At 73.5% G+C, this 18,237-nt stretch carries 15 protein-coding genes; 2 read left to right on the forward strand and 13 right to left on the reverse strand.

All coding sequences use genetic code 11. The annotated features are described in order from the left end of the window. Window positions 1–10: 10 nt before the first annotated feature. Together putA and BLW78_RS15805 are read right to left on the reverse strand one after the other, a co-directional pair. Window positions 11–3,697 (reverse strand): trifunctional transcriptional regulator/proline dehydrogenase/L-glutamate gamma-semialdehyde dehydrogenase, encoded by a 3,687-nt coding sequence (gene putA, locus BLW78_RS15800; protein WP_091680710.1) that lies wholly within the window; start codon window positions 3,695–3,697, stop codon window positions 11–13. Window positions 3,698–3,799: 102 nt separating this feature from the next. Beyond that, window positions 3,800–4,612, reverse strand: coding sequence for a polysaccharide deacetylase family protein (locus BLW78_RS15805; protein WP_091680712.1), 813 nt, complete (start codon window positions 4,610–4,612; stop codon window positions 3,800–3,802). A 141-nt stretch (window positions 4,613–4,753) separates the two neighbouring features. On the opposite strand from BLW78_RS15805, the gene BLW78_RS32040 reads away from it, so the two are divergent. Continuing rightward, a complete protein-coding gene (locus BLW78_RS32040) occupies window positions 4,754–5,800 on the forward strand; it encodes a saccharopine dehydrogenase family protein (RefSeq protein WP_091680714.1) in 1,047 nt (348 codons plus the stop codon). A 143-nt stretch (window positions 5,801–5,943) separates the two neighbouring features. Here the strand turns inward: BLW78_RS32040 and BLW78_RS15815 are convergent, their stop codons facing one another. From BLW78_RS15815 to BLW78_RS15835, 5 genes are all read right to left on the reverse strand, one after another. Next, entirely contained in the window at window positions 5,944–7,467 is a 1,524-nt protein-coding gene (locus BLW78_RS15815) for a UxaA family hydrolase (protein WP_091680715.1), read from the reverse strand. A gap of 46 nt (window positions 7,468–7,513) precedes the next feature. Then, the gene (locus tag BLW78_RS15820; RefSeq protein WP_091680717.1) at window positions 7,514–8,824 is read right to left on the reverse strand and encodes an MFS transporter; all 1,311 of its coding nucleotides are present in this window, start codon (window positions 8,822–8,824) and stop codon (window positions 7,514–7,516) included. 107 nt (window positions 8,825–8,931) lie between these two features. After that, a complete protein-coding gene (locus BLW78_RS15825) occupies window positions 8,932–10,002 on the reverse strand; it encodes a malate/lactate/ureidoglycolate dehydrogenase (RefSeq protein WP_091680718.1) in 1,071 nt (356 codons plus the stop codon). A 120-nt stretch (window positions 10,003–10,122) separates the two neighbouring features. After that, a complete protein-coding gene (locus BLW78_RS15830) occupies window positions 10,123–11,622 on the reverse strand; it encodes a M81 family metallopeptidase (protein WP_091680720.1) in 1,500 nt (499 codons plus the stop codon). A gap of 32 nt (window positions 11,623–11,654) precedes the next feature. Then, a complete protein-coding gene (locus BLW78_RS15835) occupies window positions 11,655–12,371 on the reverse strand; it encodes a DUF1194 domain-containing protein (RefSeq protein ID WP_091680721.1) in 717 nt (238 codons plus the stop codon). Between the two features lie 276 nt (window positions 12,372–12,647). Here BLW78_RS15835 and BLW78_RS15840 point away from each other — a divergent pair, with 276 nt between their 5' ends. Further along, a complete protein-coding gene (locus BLW78_RS15840; protein WP_244526958.1) occupies window positions 12,648–12,815 on the forward strand; it encodes a hypothetical protein in 168 nt (55 codons plus the stop codon). A gap of 18 nt (window positions 12,816–12,833) precedes the next feature. Here BLW78_RS15840 and BLW78_RS15845 read toward each other — a convergent pair whose 3' ends face one another. From BLW78_RS15845 to BLW78_RS15870, 6 genes are all read right to left on the reverse strand, one after another. Then, window positions 12,834–13,601, reverse strand: coding sequence for a DUF1223 domain-containing protein (locus tag BLW78_RS15845; RefSeq protein ID WP_091680723.1), 768 nt, complete (start codon window positions 13,599–13,601; stop codon window positions 12,834–12,836). 7 nt (window positions 13,602–13,608) lie between these two features. Then, complete coding sequence (locus BLW78_RS15850) at window positions 13,609–14,625, reverse strand: lipid A biosynthesis lauroyl acyltransferase (RefSeq protein ID WP_091680724.1); 1,017 nt, start codon at window positions 14,623–14,625, stop codon at window positions 13,609–13,611. A 139-nt stretch (window positions 14,626–14,764) separates the two neighbouring features. Further along, window positions 14,765–15,787 (reverse strand): zinc-binding dehydrogenase, encoded by a 1,023-nt coding sequence (locus tag BLW78_RS15855; protein ID WP_091680726.1) that lies wholly within the window; start codon window positions 15,785–15,787, stop codon window positions 14,765–14,767. 11 nt (window positions 15,788–15,798) lie between these two features. Further along, window positions 15,799–16,086: an SH3 domain-containing protein gene (locus tag BLW78_RS15860; RefSeq protein WP_170855169.1), complete on the reverse strand. Its 288-nt coding sequence runs from the start codon at window positions 16,084–16,086 to the stop codon at window positions 15,799–15,801. 32 nt (window positions 16,087–16,118) lie between these two features. Beyond that, window positions 16,119–16,886, reverse strand: coding sequence for an SDR family oxidoreductase (locus BLW78_RS15865; RefSeq protein WP_091680729.1), 768 nt, complete (start codon window positions 16,884–16,886; stop codon window positions 16,119–16,121). Next, window positions 16,883–18,166: a beta-ketoacyl-ACP synthase gene (locus BLW78_RS15870; protein WP_091680731.1), complete on the reverse strand. Its 1,284-nt coding sequence runs from the start codon at window positions 18,164–18,166 to the stop codon at window positions 16,883–16,885. Before BLW78_RS15870 ends, BLW78_RS15865 begins: the two co-directional genes overlap by 4 nt. Window positions 18,167–18,237 lie beyond the last annotated feature (71 nt).

The raw sequence follows: 18,237 nt of genomic DNA on the forward strand, positions 1-18,237 counted from the left end.
AGTTCCGGGCTCACCCGACGCTCATCAGGCTGGCATTGCCGCCGGCCGCCGCGGTGTTGATCGTGGTGGTGACCTCCTCCACCAGGCCGGCCGGATCGTAGAGGTCGCCGGCCGCCAGCGCCTCCGGGCAGCGGGCCTGGATCGGCAGGATCGCGCCCTCGCGGGCCGCGACGGCCCTGTTCAGGGCCAGCAGGTCGTCGGCGTCGCCCGCGAACAGGACCCCGGCGATCGCGCCCGCGCGGTCGAGGTCCGGCGCCCGGGCAACCCGCGCCGCGCACGCTTCCGGCAGACCGTCCAGGACCGGATCGCGCCCGTCCGGCCCGATGACGACGGCCGCGTTGCCCGTGCCGAGGATCGCGCCGATCTGAAGCAGCAGCGCCGTCTCGGTGGCCGCGACGGCCGCGACGCGCCCACGGGGACGTAGCGCGTACAGGTTGTGCTCACCGACGGGACCGGCCAGCGCGATCGCGGCGCGGCCGGGATAGCGGACGGCTTCGAGCCTGTCCGCGAGGTCGTGCCGGTGCCGCGAGCGCAGCCACGCCGTGTAGGGACGCAGCGCCCCGTCGTCGGTGGGCAGCCCGTCGCGGGCGGCGGCGGGCGATCGCCGCAGCAGACGGCCGAGGATCAGCGGGCCGCCGGCCTTCGGGCCCGTCCCCGACAGCCCGGAGCCGCCGAAGGGCTGCACGCCGACCACCGCGCCGATGATGTTGCGGTTCACGTAGCGGTTGCCGGCCCGCACGCGGTCGAGGACGCGGTCGATGGTCTCGTCGATGCGGCTGTGCAGCCCGAAGGTGAGCCCGTAGCCGGTCGCGTCGATCGCCGCCAGGAGCGCGTCGAGGCCGTCGCGGCGGTAGCGCAGCACGTGGAGCACGGGACCGAACACCTCCTGCTCGACATCGGCGACGGCCCCGATCTCGATCAGGGTCGGCGGCACGAAGGTTCCGGCGCCGGCCTCGGACGGAAGGGGGAGCTGCTCCACCGGGAAGCCCTGCGCGCGCATCCGCGCCACGTGTCCGACGATCCGGTCGGCGGCCTCGGCGGTGATGACCGGCCCGACATCGACGGGCAGGCGCCGCGGGTCGCCCACCCGCAGCTCGCGCAGGGCGACCTTCAGCATGTGCAGCGTCCGGTCGGCGATCTCCTCCTGCAGGCACAGGATGCGGAGCGCCGAGCAGCGCTGCCCGGCGGAATCGAAGGCCGAGGCGATGACATCGGCCACCACCTGCTCGGCGAGCGCGGAGGAATCGACCACGAGGGCGTTATGGCCGCCGGTCTCGGCCACGAACGGCACCGGCTCGCCGAAACGGTTCAGCCGCTCCGCCAGAGCCCGCTGGATGCCCTTGGCCACCGCCGTCGATCCGGTGAACATCACGCCCTGCACGCGCGGATCCTCGACCAGGGCGGCGCCGACCCGGCCGTCGCCCAGCAGGAGGTGCAGCGCCTCGACGGGAATCCCGGCCGCGTGCAGCGCGCGGACGGCAGCGGCCGCGATCAGCGGGGTCTCCTCGGCGGGTTTCGCCAGGACCGTGTTGCCCGCCGCCAGGGCGGCCGCGACCTGACCGACGAAGATCGCCAGCGGGAAATTCCACGGCGCGATGCAGGCGACCGGACCGAGCGGCGCGTGCGTCTCCCCGAGGGTCCGCTCGGCCTCGGCGGCGGCGTAGCGGAGGGAGTCGACCGCCTCGCGGATCTCCGCGACGGCGCTCGCGCTGGTTTTGCCCGCCTCCCGCACGACGAGCCCGATCAGCGGCGGCATCTGCGCCTCGAGGGCGTCGGCGGCCCTCCGCAGGCAGGCGGCGCGCGCCGTCGCCGGCGTCGCCGCCCAGCCGGCCGCGCCCGCCTGCGCGCGCGCCACGGCGACCGCCACGGTCTCGGCCGTCGCCGCCCGGTAGAAGCCGACGATGTCCCGGCGGTCGGCGGGATTGTGGACGGGTTCGTCGGCCGCCGCGTCGTCCGCGCCCGCGGGTGCCGCCCGCCACGCGGTGCGGCCGCTCTCCGCCAACCCGTCCGACAGCCGGGCGAGCTCCGCCTCGTCGGCGAGGTCGAGCCCGGCCGCGTTGGCGCGGGGCGGGCCGTAGAGCGCCCGGGGGGCCGCGATCCGCGGGTGCGGCGCGCCGGGATCCGGCGCGGCCTCGACGGCGACGACGGGGTCGGCGATCAGGTCCGCCACCGGCACGGCCGCGTCGGCGACCCGGTTGACGAAGGACGTGTTGGCCCCGTTCTCCAGGAGGCGCCGCACCAGGTAGGCGAGCAGGGTCTCGTGCGTGCCCACGGGCGCGTAGATGCGGCAGGGCCGCTGCGGGACGGCGTCGGCCATCACGGCCTCGTAGAGCGGCTCGCCCATGCCGTGCAGGCACTGGAACTCGTACTGACCGAGCCGGAAATCCGGTCCCGCCATCGCGACGATGCTCGCCAGCGTCTGGGCGTTGTGGGTGGCGAATTGCGGAAAGACCGCGTCGGGCGCCGCGAGCAGCCGGCGCGCGCAGGCGAGGTACGAGACGTCGGTGTGGACCTTCCGGGTGAAGACGGGGAAGTCAGCGAGCCCGTCGACCTGCGCCCGCTTGATCTCGCTGTCCCAGTAGGCGCCCTTCACGAGGCGCACCATCAGCCGCCGGCGGCACCGCCGCGCGAGGTCGATCAGCACGTCGATGACGAACGGGCAGCGCTTGCCGTAGGCCTGGACCACGAAGCCGAGCCCGTCCCAGCCGGCGAGATCGGGCTCGGCGGCGAGCCGCTCCAGGATGTCGAGCGACAGGTCGAGGCGGTCGGCCTCCTCGGCGTCGATGTTGAGACCGATGCCGTGGCCCTCGGCGAGGCGGGCGAGGTCCCGCACGCGGGGATAGAGTTCGGACAGGACCCGGTCGCGCTGCGCGCGGGCGTAGCGGGGATGGAGCGCCGAGAGCTTGATCGAGATTCCGGGGCCGCGGAGCACGCCGCGCCCGGCCGAGGCCGCGCCGATCGCCGCGATCGCGTCCGCGTAGGCGCGCCGGTAGCGCTCGGCGTCCTCGGCGGTCACGGCGGCCTCGCCGAGCATGTCGTACGAGTAGGTGAAGCCCTTCGCCTCGAGCCGCGCCGCGTGCCGCAGCGCCTCGGCGATGGTCCGCCCCGCCACGAACTGCTCGCCCATCATCCGCATGGCGAGATCGACGCCGGTCCGGATCACGGGCTCGCCGCCGCGGGCGATCAACCGGGTGAGCGCGGCCGACAGGCCGGCCTCGTCCCGGGTCGCCGCGAGCCTGCCGGTCACGAGCAGGCCCCAGGTCGCCGCGTTGACGAAGGGCGACGGGCTGTGCCCCAGATGGGCGGCCCAGTCGCCGCCCGCGATCTTGTCGCGGATCAGCGCGTCCCGCGTCGCCGCGTCGGGGATGCGCAGAAGCGCCTCGGCGAGGCACATCAGCGCCACGCCCTCCTGGCTGGACAGCGCGTACTCGTGGATCAGCCCCTCGACGCCGCCGCGGGTGCCCTGGCGCCGCAGGGTCTCGACGAGGCGCCGCGCGTCCTCGGCGACGTGCCGAGCCGCCTCGGGCGGCAGGCGCGCTTCTTCGAGGAGCGGGAGCACGCAGTCCCGCTCGGGCCGCCGGCAGGCCGCGACCACCGCCCGCCGCAGGGGCGACAGGTCCGCCAGGCCGGCCGCGAACGCGCCGAAAGGCTCGCTCGCCGCCGCGGCCGCCTCGTCGACAACGCCGGATCCGGACATGGGCCGCCCCTCGGACACGGCGCGCTGGCATCGCGCCGTCGCGGACTCACGCTACACCGTCGGGGGCCCGCGTCGAGGCCGAAGACGCTGTGGCCGATCGCGTCACTTCGAGGCCTGCGCGTGGGCGGATTCCAGCGCGACGGCCAGGAGCGGCTGCGCGCCCTCCCGGCGCAGCGTCGCCACGGGAATCACCACCGGGTCGGCACAGGCTTGGACGACGTGCGCGAGGTCGAACTGCACCGCGAGGCCGCCGGCCTTGGCGTCGAGCCACGCCATCATGGCCGGCGGCTGCCCGTCATAGGTCTCGGCGACGGCCTCGCGGCAGTCCTTGTCGGCGTCGTCCGCCTTCGGATCGCCCGTCTTCGGGCGATAGCCCGCGAGGTAGAGGGCGTGCAGCCTCTTCGACGCGAGCGTCACCATCTTGGTCCCGCCCGGGCCCTCCGCCAGGGCGAGCTTGCCGGTCAGGGAGGGGGGCAGCAGGGTCGTCCAATCGACCGGGGCGCCGGTGGTGAGATCGTAGACGATCGACATCGTGCCGCTGTTCGGGTGCGCGCCGCCGCAGAACCCGCTGTCGAAGATGACGAAGCTCAGAAAGCGCGGGCCGCGCATCGGGGCCTGGACGGTGCGCTCCCAGGAGCTGTTCTTCCCGCCCTGATCCTTGCACGCCTGCTCGGCCTTGAGGGCCCGCGCGTCGAGGCGCTTCAGCGCCGCGTTGATCCGACGCTCGGCTTCGTCGGCCGGCGCGGCGATCTGCGGCATGGCGGCGATGCCGGGGCTCGCGTCGGACGGCGCCTTCAGGACCACCGGCCCGTCACCGGCCCGGGCGGGCACGGCCAGGCCCAGGAGGACAGCGCCAAGGCAGGCAATCCTGCGGCTGGCGCGGCGCGCGCGCGGCGGGAGGTTACGCTCGTACATCGTGCCTCGGCTCCTGTTCGGGCGGGGACGGAGGGTTTCAGATCCCCGCCGCGGGACGATCGGATCGGCGCAGCCCTAGCATCCGGGACGGCGACGCGGCGCGCGCTTTGACACCGGCGGAAGCGGTGTCAGAACGCCGGGATGACCGCGATCCTGATCTACGGCGCCACCGGCTATACCGGGCAGCTCTTGGCCGCTCACGCCGTCGGGCAGGGGTTGCGCCCGATCCTGGCCGGGCGCGATCCCAAGAAGCTGCGGCCGCTGGCAGCCCGGCTGAACCTCGAGATGCGGGCCGCGCGGCTCGACGATGCCGCGGGCCTGCAATCCGCCCTCGCGGGCGTGGCGGCGGTGATCCACGCGGCCGGCCCGTTCTCGCGGACGGCGCTGCCGATGGCCGAGGCCTGCCTCGCCGCCGGCGCGCACTACGTCGACATCACCGGCGAGATCGCGGTGCTGGAGGCCCTCGCGGCCAAGGATGCGGCGGCGAAGGCGGCCGGCATCGTCCTCCTGCCGGCGGCGGGCTTCGACGTGGTGCCGAGCGACTGCCTCGCCGCCCACGTGGCCGGCCGCGTTCCCGGCGCGACGCATCTGCGCATCTCCATCGGCGGGTTCGGCGGCTTCAGCCGCGGCACGGCCCGCACCATGGTGGAGGGCATCGCTTGGGGCACGCGGGTGCGCCGGGACGGGCGCATCGTCGAATTGCCGAGCCCGCCGCGCGCCACCGCGGATTTCGGAACGGGACCGCGCCGGACCGTCGGGCTCGGCTGGGGCGACGTGTCGAGCGCGTGGTACTCGACCGGCGTCCCGAACATCGACGTCTACTTCGAGGCCTTCCCCGCCATGGCTGCGGCGGCCGGCCTGCCCGCCGGCATCCGGCGGATCATCGCGGGCGGCACCGCCCAGCGCCTGATCAACCGCGGCATCGACCGGCTGCCGGAGGGCCCTTCGGCCGCCGCGCGCGAGAAGGCCCGCAGCACCTTCCTGGCGGAGGCCTGGGACGGCGCCGGCCGCCGCGCGGCGAGCCGGATGGAGACGCCTGAGGGCTACACGCTCACCGTCTGGACCGCCTTTGAGGCGGCCCGCCGCGTCGCCGCCGGCACCGTCGCGCCCGGCTTCCACACGCCGGTCACGGCATTCGGCGCCGACTTCATCCTGAGCTTCCCGCACGTGGTCCGGACCGACCTCTGAGACGAGGCCTGCACGGCGGTCGGAATGGCCGTCGCTGCGAGCGCAGCGAAGCAATCCAAGGCTGCGCCACGCTCACCGAAGTTTCGCCTCCCCGGATCGCCGCGCTGCGCCCGCGATGACGGCGGAGCGCGCGCCCCGCTCCCTCACACGGTCGCGCCGATCTGCCAGGGGGCGAATTCCGACGCGCCGAAATCGAACTGCTCGCTCTTCGTCCGCTCGCCGCCGGCGACCCGCAGGATGAGGTCGAAGATCCGGTGGCCGGCCTGCTCCACGCTCTCCGCGCCGTCGAGGATCGTGCCGCAATTGACGTCCATGTCCTCCTCGAGTCGACGGTACATGGCCGAGTTGGTGGCGATCTTGATCGAGGGCGACGGCTTGCAGCCGAACACGCTACCGCGGCCGGTGGTGAAGCAGACGAGGTTCGCGCCGCCCGCGACCTGCCCGGTCGCCGAGACCGGGTCGTAGCCGGGCGTGTCCATGAAGACGAAGCCCTTGGCGGTGACGGGGTCGGCGTAGCGCAGTACGTCGACCAAGTTGGTGCTGCCGGCCTTCGCCATGGCGCCGAGGGACTTCTCCAGGATCGTGGTCAGGCCGCCGGCCTTGTTGCCCGGCGACGGGTTCGCGTCGATCTCCGAGCCCTCCTTGCGGGTGTACGCCTCCCACCAGTGCATCAGGTCGACGAGCTTCTGGCCGACCTCCGGGCTGACGGCGCGGCGGGTGAACAGGTGCTCGGCGCCGTAGGTCTCGGTGGTCTCCGACAGGATCACCGTGCCGCCGTTCCGCACCACGAGGTCGCTGGCAATCCCCAGCGCCGGGTTGGCCGATACGCCCGAATACCCGTCCGAGCCGCCGCACTGCAGGGCGACGATCAGCTCGCTCGCCGGCACCGGCTCGCGGTGGACCACGTTCGCCTCGGCCAGGATGCCGGTCACGAACTCGATTCCGGCCTCGACGGTCTTCCGGGTGCCGCCGAGGCTCTGGATGTTCATGCTGCGGATCCGGTCGCCGAGCCCCTGCTCCTCCAGGAAGGCGCCGATCTGGTTCACCTCGCAGCCGAGCCCGATCATGACGATATGAGAGAAGTTGACGTGCCGCGCGTAGCCCGCGAGCGTCCGCCGCAGGAGCCGGAGCGGCTCGCCCATCGCCATGCCGCAGCCGGTCTTGTGGGTCAGCGCCACGACACCGTCGACGTTGGGATAGGGGGCGAGCGGGTCGAGGCCGAGGATCGGGTGCCGACGGAACGCGTCGGCGATCAGGTCGGCGACGTGCGCGCTGCAATTCACCGAGGTGAGGATGCCGACGTAGTTGCGCGTCGCCACGCGACCGTCGGGGCGGCGGATGCCCTGGAAGGTCGCGGGCGGCGTCACAAGCTGGGTCGGCCTCGCATCGACCCCGAACGCGTAGTCCCGGGCGAACTCGCCCATCCCGAGATTGTGGACGTGGACGTGGCGGCCGGCCGCGATGTCCTCCTTGGCGAAGCCGATGATCTGCCCGTACTTGGTCACCGGCTCGCCGCTCCGGTGGGCCCGGACCGCGACCTTGTGGCCGGCCGGGATCCGCTCCGCCGCCGCGACGTTGTCGGCGACCGGCGTTCCCGGCTCGATGGCGCCGCGGGCCACGGCCACGCCGTCGGCGGGGCGGAGGGTAATCACGGGATACGTGGACATCGGTCTCTCCTCGGATTCCGTCGCGCCAGTCGCCGTCACCGCGCCGTCACCGCGCCGCTTCGGGGCGCAGGGCCGGGTCGCGGGCGTCGCGGACCGGCAGCGGCGCGATCTCGCCGACCACGAACAAGTAGATGAAGGCGCCCAGCAGGCAGAACCCGCCGGCCACGATCAGGGGGATCACGAACGAGCCCTGGGTGACCGTCAGCATGACGCCCGTGAAGGTCGTCGTCACGATCCCGGCGACGTTCGACGCGAAGTTCTGGATGCCGCCGATCGAGGCCACGTGGGCCGGGGTCGGCGCCACGTCGCCGGGCAGCGCCCAGATCGAGGCCGCCGTGAAGGCGAGGCTGCCGTAGGCGACCGCGAAGCACAGCAGCGCCACGTAGATGTTGGGCGCGATGATCGACAGGGTGATCACCGATGACATCAGCATGCCGCCGACGAGGCAGGTCTTGCGGGCCGCGGTGAGGCTCCAGCCGCGGCGGTAGAGCGCGTCCGACGCGAAGCCGCCGAGCCAGCCCGCGGGGATCGACGCCAGGGCGGGCAGGCTGCCGAGCGTGCCGAGCTCCGCCAGGGAGAAGCCCCGCGCCTTGACCAGGTAGGTCGGGAACCACGTGATGAAGAAGTAGATCACGAAGTTGAGGCAGAAGAAGCCGGCCATCATCCCCCAGACCGTGCGGTAGCGGAACAGCGACAGCCACGGCACCTGGTTCTGGGCGTCCGCCGCGTCGACGGTCTTCGGCCGCTCCTGCGCGGCCCGGAGCCGGGCGAGCTCCTCCGGCGACACCTTCGGGTGGTTCTCGGGCTCGCGGTAGAGCCACATCCAGAACACCGCCCAGACGAAGCCCAGCACGCCGGTGACGACGAATGATTCCCGCCAGCCCAGCGTCGCGATGACCCAGGAGACCAGCGGGATCGCCAGGGCCGAGCCCACCCGGGAGCCGCTGTCGAAGATGCTGCTGGCGAAGCTGCGCTCGCTGCGCGGGAACCACGAGGCCGCGACCTTGGCGAAGGACGGGTAGGCCCCGGCCTCACCGATACCGAGCAGCATGCGCAGGCCGAGCAGGGACAGGAACCCCCGTCCGACCGCGGTCAGCGCCGTGCAGGCCGACCACCAGACCACCGCGACCACGAGGGAGAGCCGCGCGCCGACCCGGTCGGCCACGTAGCCGAAGGGCAGCTGCATGATCGCGTAGGTCCAGAAGAAGCCCGACAGGATCAGGCCCATGTCGGTGGCGTCGAGCCCGAGTTCCTTGGACATGGACGGCGCGGCGACCGCCAAGTTGGCGCGGTCGATGTAGTTGATGGCGTTGGCGGCCATGCAGAGGCCGATCATGAGCCAGCGCAAGCGAGGCATCGTGGGCTCCTCCCGTCTTCCGGGTATGGCGTCCCCGGTCCGTGCGGCGCCCCCGTTGAAGCCGGGGGTCGCCGCCGAGCGTGGTGTCGTGCCGGATCGTTCCCGGCTCAGGTGCGATAGGCGTTGCCGTCGAGGCCGTGCGGCCGGCCGGCGGCGAGCAGGGTCTCCCAGACGGGCTCGGGCAGCGGCACACCCTCGGCGAGGCGCTCGGCGCGCATCCGCCGCTCCGGCTCGCCGGGCAGCAGGACCTCGGCGCCCGGCATCGGCTTGGCGCTCTTGAAGAACTCGAGATAGGCCCGCGTCTCGGCCGCGAGGGCGTCCTCGGTGCCGAGGGCCGACGGTGTGACGTAGATCGACAGCATGCCGTTGCAGATCCGCCGCTGCCCGGGCCCGGCCGTGCCGGAGCCAGTGAGCGCGCCGGCCAATAGCTCGCACATCAGCGCGAGGCCGGAGCCCTTGTGCTCGCCGAAGGCCCGGATCGCACCCGCCCCGCGCTGGTTGTCGCGCTCGACGCCCTCCAGCGGACCGAACATGGTCGCCGGGTCGGCGCTGAGGCGGCCGTCGGGCTCGATCAGCGCCCCCTCGGGCAGCGGCTTGCCGCCCCTCGAGGCGACGAGCACCTTGCCCTCGGCGACCAGCGAGGTGGCGAAGTCGAGGATGATCGGGTCGCCTCCTGGGACCGGGAAGCCGGCCGCGAAGGGCGCCGTCGAGAAGCGGCGCTCCACGGAGCCGAACGGCGCCACGAGGAGGCTGCCCGCCACGTTGACGAAATGGACCGAGACGAGCCCCGCCGCCGCCGCCCGCTCGGCCCACTCGCCGATCCGGCCGATATGCCCGGCATGCCGCAGGGCGATGATCGCGACGCCGTTCGCCCGCGCCTTGGCGATCCCGAGATCGACGGCGACGGGGCCGGCCGTCTGCCCGAACCCGTAATGGGCGTCGACGAGGGCGAAGTTCGGCGCGTCGGTCACGATCTCGGGCGTGCGGCCGGCCTCGACCTCGCCGGCGCGCAGCCACTCGACGTAGCGGGTGACGCGGACGACGCCGTGGCTGTCGTGGCCGGTGAGGTTCGCCGCCACGAGGAAGCGGCCGATGCGCTCGGCCTCCGGCTCGGCGCAGCCCTCGCGCACGAAGATGTCCCGCACGTAGGCGGTCAGCCTGTCGGCCGGAATCCGCATCCCGTCTCTCCCTCGCCGCGCCTCACCGAGCGCGTGCGGGATGAACCTAGCGCCCTCGCACGTGCGGGGCGAGCACCGGCGGGTGACGGCGGCCGCCACCTGTCGTCCCCGCCGGACCGGTCACGGGTCGGACGGTACGGGCCCGGGCGGGTCGCCGTAGGGGAAGAAGTCGGCCGCCCGCATCTGCGCGTAGGCGAGGTGATCGAGGCGCACCGTGCCGAGGAACGGCTCCGGCGGCTCCACCAACAGGATCGTGCGGGCGTAGCCGCTGTCATCGAAGCCGCGCCGGAAATGCACCCGCGACTTGATCGCCACGACGTCGAAATCCGCCGGGTCCAGGCCGAGCCGCCACAGCTCGTCGGGCTCGACGATCTGCGCGAGCTGCGGGCTCAGCACGAGGACGTTGCCGGCCCCGAACGCGACGCAGATCCAGGTGCCGCCGCCGCCGCTGCCGGCGACGCCGGGCTCCGGCGCGGCGACGACGCGCAGCACGGTCCCGGTGATGCGCACCGGGTCGCCCGCGGACGGGTCGCCGCCACCGCCGACCGGCGCGTCGAACGGGTCGCCGGCCGCGAGGGACCCCGTCGCGATGTCGGGCGACGCCACGGTGGCGACCAGGGTGCGGGCGAGGCCCTGCCGGAGGATCTCGCCCAGCAGCCAGGTCGCCCGGCCCGACCGGTCGCTGTGGTCGGCGAGGACGACCGGGGCGGCCCCCTCCGCCACCGCCGCCCGGGCGAGGCGCACGCCGTCGGCGATCGTGTGGATCCGCGTCGCCTCGAGCAGCGCGCGCCGCTGCCGCCACGCGAAATCCGCGACGTCCCGCGCCACCCGCTCGGCCAGGGCCGGGTCGTCGTCGGTGATCGCCTGCACGGTCATCCCGCCGTCCGGCGCGTCGCCCCACGGGAAGCCGAAGAAGACGTTGACGTACACGTCCGGCTCGCGCGCCTCCCAGACGAGGGCCCTCTGCACGAGGTCGGACCAGGGCGCGGCGCCGGTCCACTGCACGACGGTGGGCGACAGGATCGGCACCTTGAGGGTCCGGTGCGCCGGCCGGAAGTCGCCGCGCACGGCGCGAACCAGCATCCGGGCGGCCCGCTGCCCCTGGAGATGGCCGTCGTAGTGGGGGAAGTACTTCACCGCGAAGGCCATGTCGGCGTGGTCGAGGAAGGCGGCGTCCTCGTTGCCGTGCAGGTCGAAGGTCCCGACCAGGATCGCCCCGTCGCCCACCGCGGCGCGCACCTGCCGGGCGATGTCGGCCTCCGGCCTGGGTACGCCGCGCACCGCCATCGCGCCGTGCAGGGCGAGATAGACCCCGTCGAACGGGCCCTGCATCCGCAGCTCCGCCACCATCTGCCCGAGGAAATGCGCGTAGGCGTCGGCGGTGATCCAGCCCGAGGCGGTGCCGGTGCGCGGCCAGAGCGGTGAGGTGATCCCCACGAGCTCGACGCCGTCGTACTCCCGCGCCACCTGCACGAAGCCGCCCATGTAGCCCTTGGGATCGGTGGCGAGCAGCGTGGCCCCGGCGGCCGGTGAGCCGGGATAGATGAAGTCGTCCCGGGTCGTGTCGTTCGGCAGGAACGTGACGGTCTCGTGTGTGAACTGGAGGACGGCAAGGCGCATCGATGGTCGGTCCTCTGGGATCCGGGTGACGGTCAGGAGATCTCGCGCACGAGCTTCGCGATGAGCGAGCGGCCGAAGGCCGCGAAGCTCTCGGCGGTCATCACGAAGGCGCCCTCCCCGCCGATCACGACGCTCCGGTAATACGCGGCCAGGCCGCCCGCCGGATTGGTATGCTCTTTCAGGAAGGCCGGCATCCCCTCGGGTTCGGTGAGGATGACGATGCCGTTGACCGTGATGCCGGCCGCGACGGCGGCGTCCCGGGCCTCGGCGATGGGCCGCCCGGCATTGCCGGTGCCGTCACCGGAGATGTCGATCACCCGGCGCTCGGCGCGAAACGGCGCCCGGGCCAGAAGGTCGGCGGCGAAACCGATCGCCGAGCCGATGGCGGTGCGTCCGTAGAACGGGCGCGGCACCGCGCGGAGGCGCGCCGCGAAGGCGGCCGCGTCCTGCGCCGAGGCGATCACCATCCAGTCGACCGCCACCTGCTGCTCGCCGGGACCAGCCCAGTCGAACAGGGCGACGCCGATGCGCCCGGTCGGGCCGTCGCCGATGGCGCGCAGCACGCGCGGGTCGCCGAAGGCCTCGGCGTAGCCGCGGCGCTCGAGGTCGAACCGGGCCTCGCTGATGCTGAGCGACACGTCCACCGCGAGGACGAGGAGGAGGTCGACGCCCGTATCCGCCGCGCGAGCGGGGCGTCCGGCCAGCGACAGGGCGGCGAACATCCCGGACAGGAACGGGCGTCGCCGCATGGCCGACCCTCGATCTCGGGCGCCCGCGCGGGACGGCGGGCGGCTCACCCATGCAACGAGCCTGCCGACCTGCCGGTTCGCGCGCTCCGGCCGCGCCGCGCGAAGGTTCCGCTCCCGCGGCGCGGACCCGCGCCGCTTTCGGCCGCATCACGGGCCGGGGCGGCCGCCCTACCTGGAGCGGATCGGGGCGCCGCCGGCGCCGCCCACACAGAGACAGTCGTCATGCAGCGTGTTCGCCGAATCGGTCGTGCCATCGAGAACGGGATCGTCGGAGCCGTGACCGGGACGGTCGCAGGCGTCAGCCGGATGATCGACGGGCTGATCGGGCTGGTGGGCCGCCTGTCCGAGCGCCTCGACGCTCGCCTGTCGTCGCTCGCCGACGCGTCACGGGCGCGCCACCGGCGCGAGGGCCGCCGGCAGATCGACCCGATCTCGCTGGAGTAGCAGCGCGCGACCCCGCGCCTAGAGCCCCGGTCCCTTGGCGGCCCCGAAGATGCGGCCCGGCTTGCCGTCGGCCGCCCCCTGGAGCAGGACGACCCAGCTGTCCGCGTCGGCGACGCGGGCCTGGGTGTCGGGCACCTCGAAGCGGGTCGGCTGGCCCGTCCAGGTACCGAGCCGCTGCATGCCGCGGACGACATTGACGTAGGTCGCCGTCCGGCCGCCGTTCTCCCCGGACTGGATCGCGATGGCGCGGCTGCGGAGCACGGGCACCAGCCAGACGTCGCCGCGGATCTCGGTCTTGGCCTCCGGGGCCGCGCCGACCTCCACCAGGATCCGGTCGCCGTTGGTCTCGCCGCGCACCGGCACCGGCAGCCCGCCGTGCTGGCAGGCATCGCGGATCAGGCGCTCCAGGGCCGGCCGGTCGGATCCGACGGCGAAGCCGTTGCCGTCGACCACGACCTGGGGCGTGAACACCTGTCGGGCCCCGCGGCCCCGCGCGTAGGCGCGCTGGCGCTCGGTCAGCGGCCGCAGCGCGAGCGTGTCCTTCCAGCCGAGATAGTCCCAGTAGGTCACCGGCAGGGTCAGGGCGATGACGCCGGGCTTGTGGGCGAGGTCGCGCAGCACAGGGTCGGCGGAGCGGCAGGCACCGCAGCCCTGGCTGGTGAAGAGCTCGACCACGGCGCGGACGGGCTCGGCCCGCGCCGGCATCGCGGCCAGCGTCGCGCAGGCAAGCAGCGCGGCGCGCAGCGCGCGGCGGTCGCGGGTCGGGGCGCGGTGCCGGGGCGTCATCGATCCATCAGACCTTCTGCGAGGCCGAAGGTGAAATCACGTTGGCTTGAGAGATCTCTACTGTCGGTTGAAGTGGCGCCGGCGCCACTCTCGGCTTGGACAGCATGTCGGGCCGCCAGCGGCGATGCATCCACAGCCACTGGCCGGGATTATCCCGCACCCAGCCCTCGACCACGGCCGTCATGGCCTGCATGGCGCCGGCGACGTCGATGGTCCCGTCGGCCGCCCTGGGCAGGTCCAGGGGCGGCGTCAGCTCGAGGCGGAAGCGGCCCTCCGGCAGGCGCACGACGCGCACGCCGTGCACCGGGCAGTCGTAGTGGCGGGCGAGCTTGGCCAAGAGGGGGTTGGCGAGGCACGGCCGGCCGAGGAACTCCACCACGACGCCGCGGGTGAAGTGCTGGTCGATCAGTTGACCCAGGTGGCCGCCGGTCTCGACCACGTCGCGCATGGCGAAGACGGCGCCCGGCGTGGAGGCGGCGAGCCCGCCCATCGTCCGGCGGCGGACCTCCTGGACGAGGCGCGCGGCGGCGGGGTTGTTCGGCGGCCGGAACACCGCGGTGGCCTCGAGGCCGAACTTGGCCGCGCAGATCGCCGGCAATTCCCAGTTCGCCAAGTGCGCCGAGAAGATCAGACCGGGCCGGCCGTCGTCGCGCAGGGCGTAGAAGTGCTCGATCCCGGCGACCTCCGTCCGCAAGTCGCCGGTGGCGGCGGGATCGTAATCGAACAGGCTGTCGAGATGGGCGTACTCGGCCCCCGTCCGGCCGAGATTGTCCCAGGCCTCCAGGGCGATCCGCTTCCGCTCCGCCTCCGACATGTCGGGGAAGGCCGCCCGGAGGTTCGCCATCGCCGTGCGGTGCGCCGGCAGGAGCGGTCCGAGGGTTCGCAGGAGCGCGGCGCCGAGTGCCGTGGACCGGACCGGCCCGAGGGCGCGCGCCAGCAGCACCAGGGCGCGGATCACCGGGATCATCGCGAAGCCCGCGAGGCGCGGGTACGACCGTTTGAGCAGGAGGGCGAGACGCAGCACAGTCGATTCCAGAGAACGGTACGGGCGGCCCCCCAGCGCACCCGTACAGCGACGTTTACGACAAGTCTCCCGCAGCGCGAAATGCGGATCGCCGCACCCGGTGACGGTGCGGCACCGGGCGGGTGCGCCGCTGCCGGCGCTACAGGCTGACGAGGATCTTGCCGAAGACCCGGCGCGATTCGAGGCGCTCCAGACCCTGCGCGAAATCCACCAGCGGGTACACGGTATCCACCACCGGTCGAATGCCCGCTTCCATCTTGGCGAGGGCCTGACCGATATTCGCGAGCGAGCAGCCGAACGAGCCGGTGATGCGGTACTGCTGCTGGAACAGCTGCATCAGGTTCATGGTCGCCGAGACTCCCGAGGTCGATCCGCAGGTCACGAGTCGGCCGCCGCGCTTCAGGCAGAGCAGGGAGCCGTTCCAGGTATCGGCGCCGACATGCTCGAACACCACGTCGACGCCCTTGCGCTTCGTGAGCCGGCGGACCTCGCCCTCGAAACGCTCGGTGCGGTAGTTGATGACGTGGTCGGCGCCGAGCTCGGCGGCCTTGCGGCCCTTCTCGTCGTCGCCGACCGTCGTGTAGACGGTGCAGCCGATCGCCTTGGCCATGCGGATCGCCGCGGTCCCGATCCCGGAGCCGCCGGCATGGACCAGCACGCTCTCGCCGGGCTCAAGGCGCGCGTTGTCGAACAGCATGTGCTGGACCGTGCCGAAGGCGATGCCCGCGCAGGCGGCGTCGGTGTCGCTGACGCCGTCCGGCACCTTCACGACGAGGCGGGCCGGCATGGTCACCAGCTCCCGGGCGAAGCCGTCGAGATGGAAGCCCATCACGCCGGACACGTCCTCGCAGAGGTTGTCGCGCCCCTCGCGGCAGGCCTTGCACTTGCCGCAGGTCATGGCGCCGTACGGCACGACCCGGTCGCCCGCGACGAGGCCGGTGACGCCCGCCCCGACCGACTCGACGGTCCCGGCCGCCTCCGCGCCGACGATCAGCGGCATCTTCCGCTTGGCGAAGGCCATGCCGCGGAAGCCCCAGACGTCGATGAAGTTGAGGCCGACCGCGCGGATGCGGATCCGGACTTCGTCAGCGCCAGGCGCGGGCGGCGGCTCGATCTCGGTGAGGCGCAGGTCGCGGTCACCGAACAGCTGGAGGGCTCGCATCGTGTCTCTCGTCACTCCGGCGCCAGGTAGCGCCGCCGCGCCCATCCGAGGGCGCGTCCGGCCTTCACCCGGCACCACGTGGTGCGGCTCGGCGTGTCGTTGGTGCAGCCGAAGACCAGGGCGCGGCTGCGGATCTCGCCGATCTGCTCGGCGGACGGGTCCGGCTCGGCGCGGATGCTGAGCGGCTCGCCCGGCGGCAGGCCGGAGATCCGGTAGACCTGCGGCTCCGCCCGGGCATGGCCCGGGGCCAGGAGAGCCGCGCTGCAGAGGGCGGCGGTGAGGGCGAGGCTGGCGCGCATCGGCAGAATCGTCCGGTTCGGCGGCGCCACCGTCAGGTCCGGTGGACACCCATCATGGCGGTCAGGCCGCCATCGACGGGCAGCACGGTCCCGGTGATGTAGGATGCCCCCTCGCCCATCAGGAAGGCCGCCAGCGCCGCGACATCCTCGGGCCGCCCGAAGCGGCCGGCGGGAATCTGGCGCTCCATCCCGTCGCGGTAGGCGGCGTAGCGCTCCATCATGGCGGTGTCGACGAAGCCCGGGGCGATCACATTGACGGTCACGCCGCGCTTGGCGGTCTCGATCGCCAGGGTGCGGCAATAGGCGATGAGCGCGCCCTTGGTCGCCGCGTAGGCGGCGTTGCCGGCATTCGCCCGCAGGGCGGCGACCGAGCCGACCGCCACGATGCGGCCCGCGCGCGCCTGGGTCATCTCCCGCACGAGCGCCTTGGCGAGGCGCGTCAGCGAGAAGAAGTTGACCTGCATGGCGGCCTCGGCGCGCTCCTGATCGAGCATCGCCGCGAGGGCGTCGCAGGACTGGCCGGCATTGTGGACGAGGCCGTAATAGCCCGCGGCCTCGGCGGTCTCGCAGAAGGTGTCCAGCGCGGCCCGGTCGGCGAGGTCGACGGGATGGGCCGCGAAGGACCGGTCCGGGTAGGTCGTCCGCAGCACGGCCAGCAGCGCCTGCGCGGCCTCGGCCGAGGCGCGGTAGGTGAAGTCGACGCCGAGGCCGGATCCCGCCAGCGCGCGGACGATCGCGGCGCCGATGCCGGACGCGCCGCCGGTCACGAGGACCCGGCGCGGGGTGTCGGCGGCGCTCACGCGGGCTCCGCGCCGAGGACCAGGCAGGTGTTCTGGCCGCCGAAGCCGAACGAGTTCGACAGCACGGTCCGCACCGGCAGGTCGCGGGCGGTCTCCACGATGTCGAGGGCGATGGTCGGGTCCGGCACACGGTGGTTGATGGTCGGCGGGATGCGGCCGTGACGGATGGTCAGCAGCGAGACCGCCGCCTCGATGGCGCCGGCCGCCGTGAGGGTGTGGCCGATCATCGATTTGTTGGAGGTGACCGGCAGGGCGGCCGCGCGGTCGCCGAACACGGCCGCGAGGCCCAGGGCCTCCATCTTGTCGTTCTCCGGCGTCGAGGTGCCGTGCGCGTTCACCGTGTCGATCGCCTCGGCCGCCACACTGGCATCGTCCAGGCTCGCCCGGATCGCCGCGATGATCGGCGCGCCGTCGGGGCTGGAGCGGGTGCGGTGGAAGCCGTCGCCCTTCTCGCCGCAGCCGAGGACGTAGCCGAGGATCGCGGCGCCGCGCGCGACGGCGACCTCGGCGTCCTCCAGCACCAGGGCGGCCGCGCCCTCGCCCATGACGAACCCGTCCCGGTCCTTCGAGAACGGCTTCGAGGCGGTCGCGGGCTCGTCGTTGCGGGTCGAGAGCGCCGAGAGCAGCGAGAAGCGGATCAGCGATTCCGGGTTCACCGAGCCGTCCGTGCCGATGCAGAGCGCCGCCGCGGTCTCGCCGCGCCGGATCGCCTCGACGCCGAGCTGGATCGCCGTGGCCCCCGACGAGCAGGCGGTCGAGAGCGAGATCGGCGAGCCCTTCGTGCCGAAGCGGTCAGCGATGCGATCGGCGACCGTGCCGAAGATGAACAGGTCGTGCCAGGGATCGAAGCGGCGCGTCGCCGCCGCCCGCAGGAGGCCGGCGTAGTCGACCGGGCCGTCGCCGCCCGCGGCCTCGGCCAGGGCCTGCCGCTGCGGCCACTCCATCTCGACCGGCGGGACCGCGATGAACAGGGCGCCCGGGAAATCGCCCCTGACGCCGATCCCGGCCTGCGCCACCGCCTCCTCGGCGGCGACGGCGGCGAACCGCTCGGACAGGAGCGGCGCGACGAGCGGATCGGTGTCGAGGAAGTCCACCGTCCCGGCGATGCGGGTGCGCAGCGTGTCGGTCGGGAACCGCGCGATCGCGTGGATGCCCGACCGGCCCTCGGTCATGGCCGCCCACGTGTCGGCCTGTCCCTGACCGAGGGAGGAGACGACGCCGATGCCGGTGACCGCGACGAGCGGCCGGCCCCTGGCGTCGCGGTAGGATCGCGCGCTCATGGAGCGGTCCTTACGGGATTTTCCGCCGCGGTACACCTCCGCGCGGGCGGTGCGGCGCGCCCGGCGCCGGG

It is taken from the genome of Methylobacterium sp. 275MFSha3.1, from assembly GCF_900108435.1.
Classification (GTDB): domain Bacteria; phylum Pseudomonadota; class Alphaproteobacteria; order Rhizobiales; family Beijerinckiaceae; genus Methylobacterium.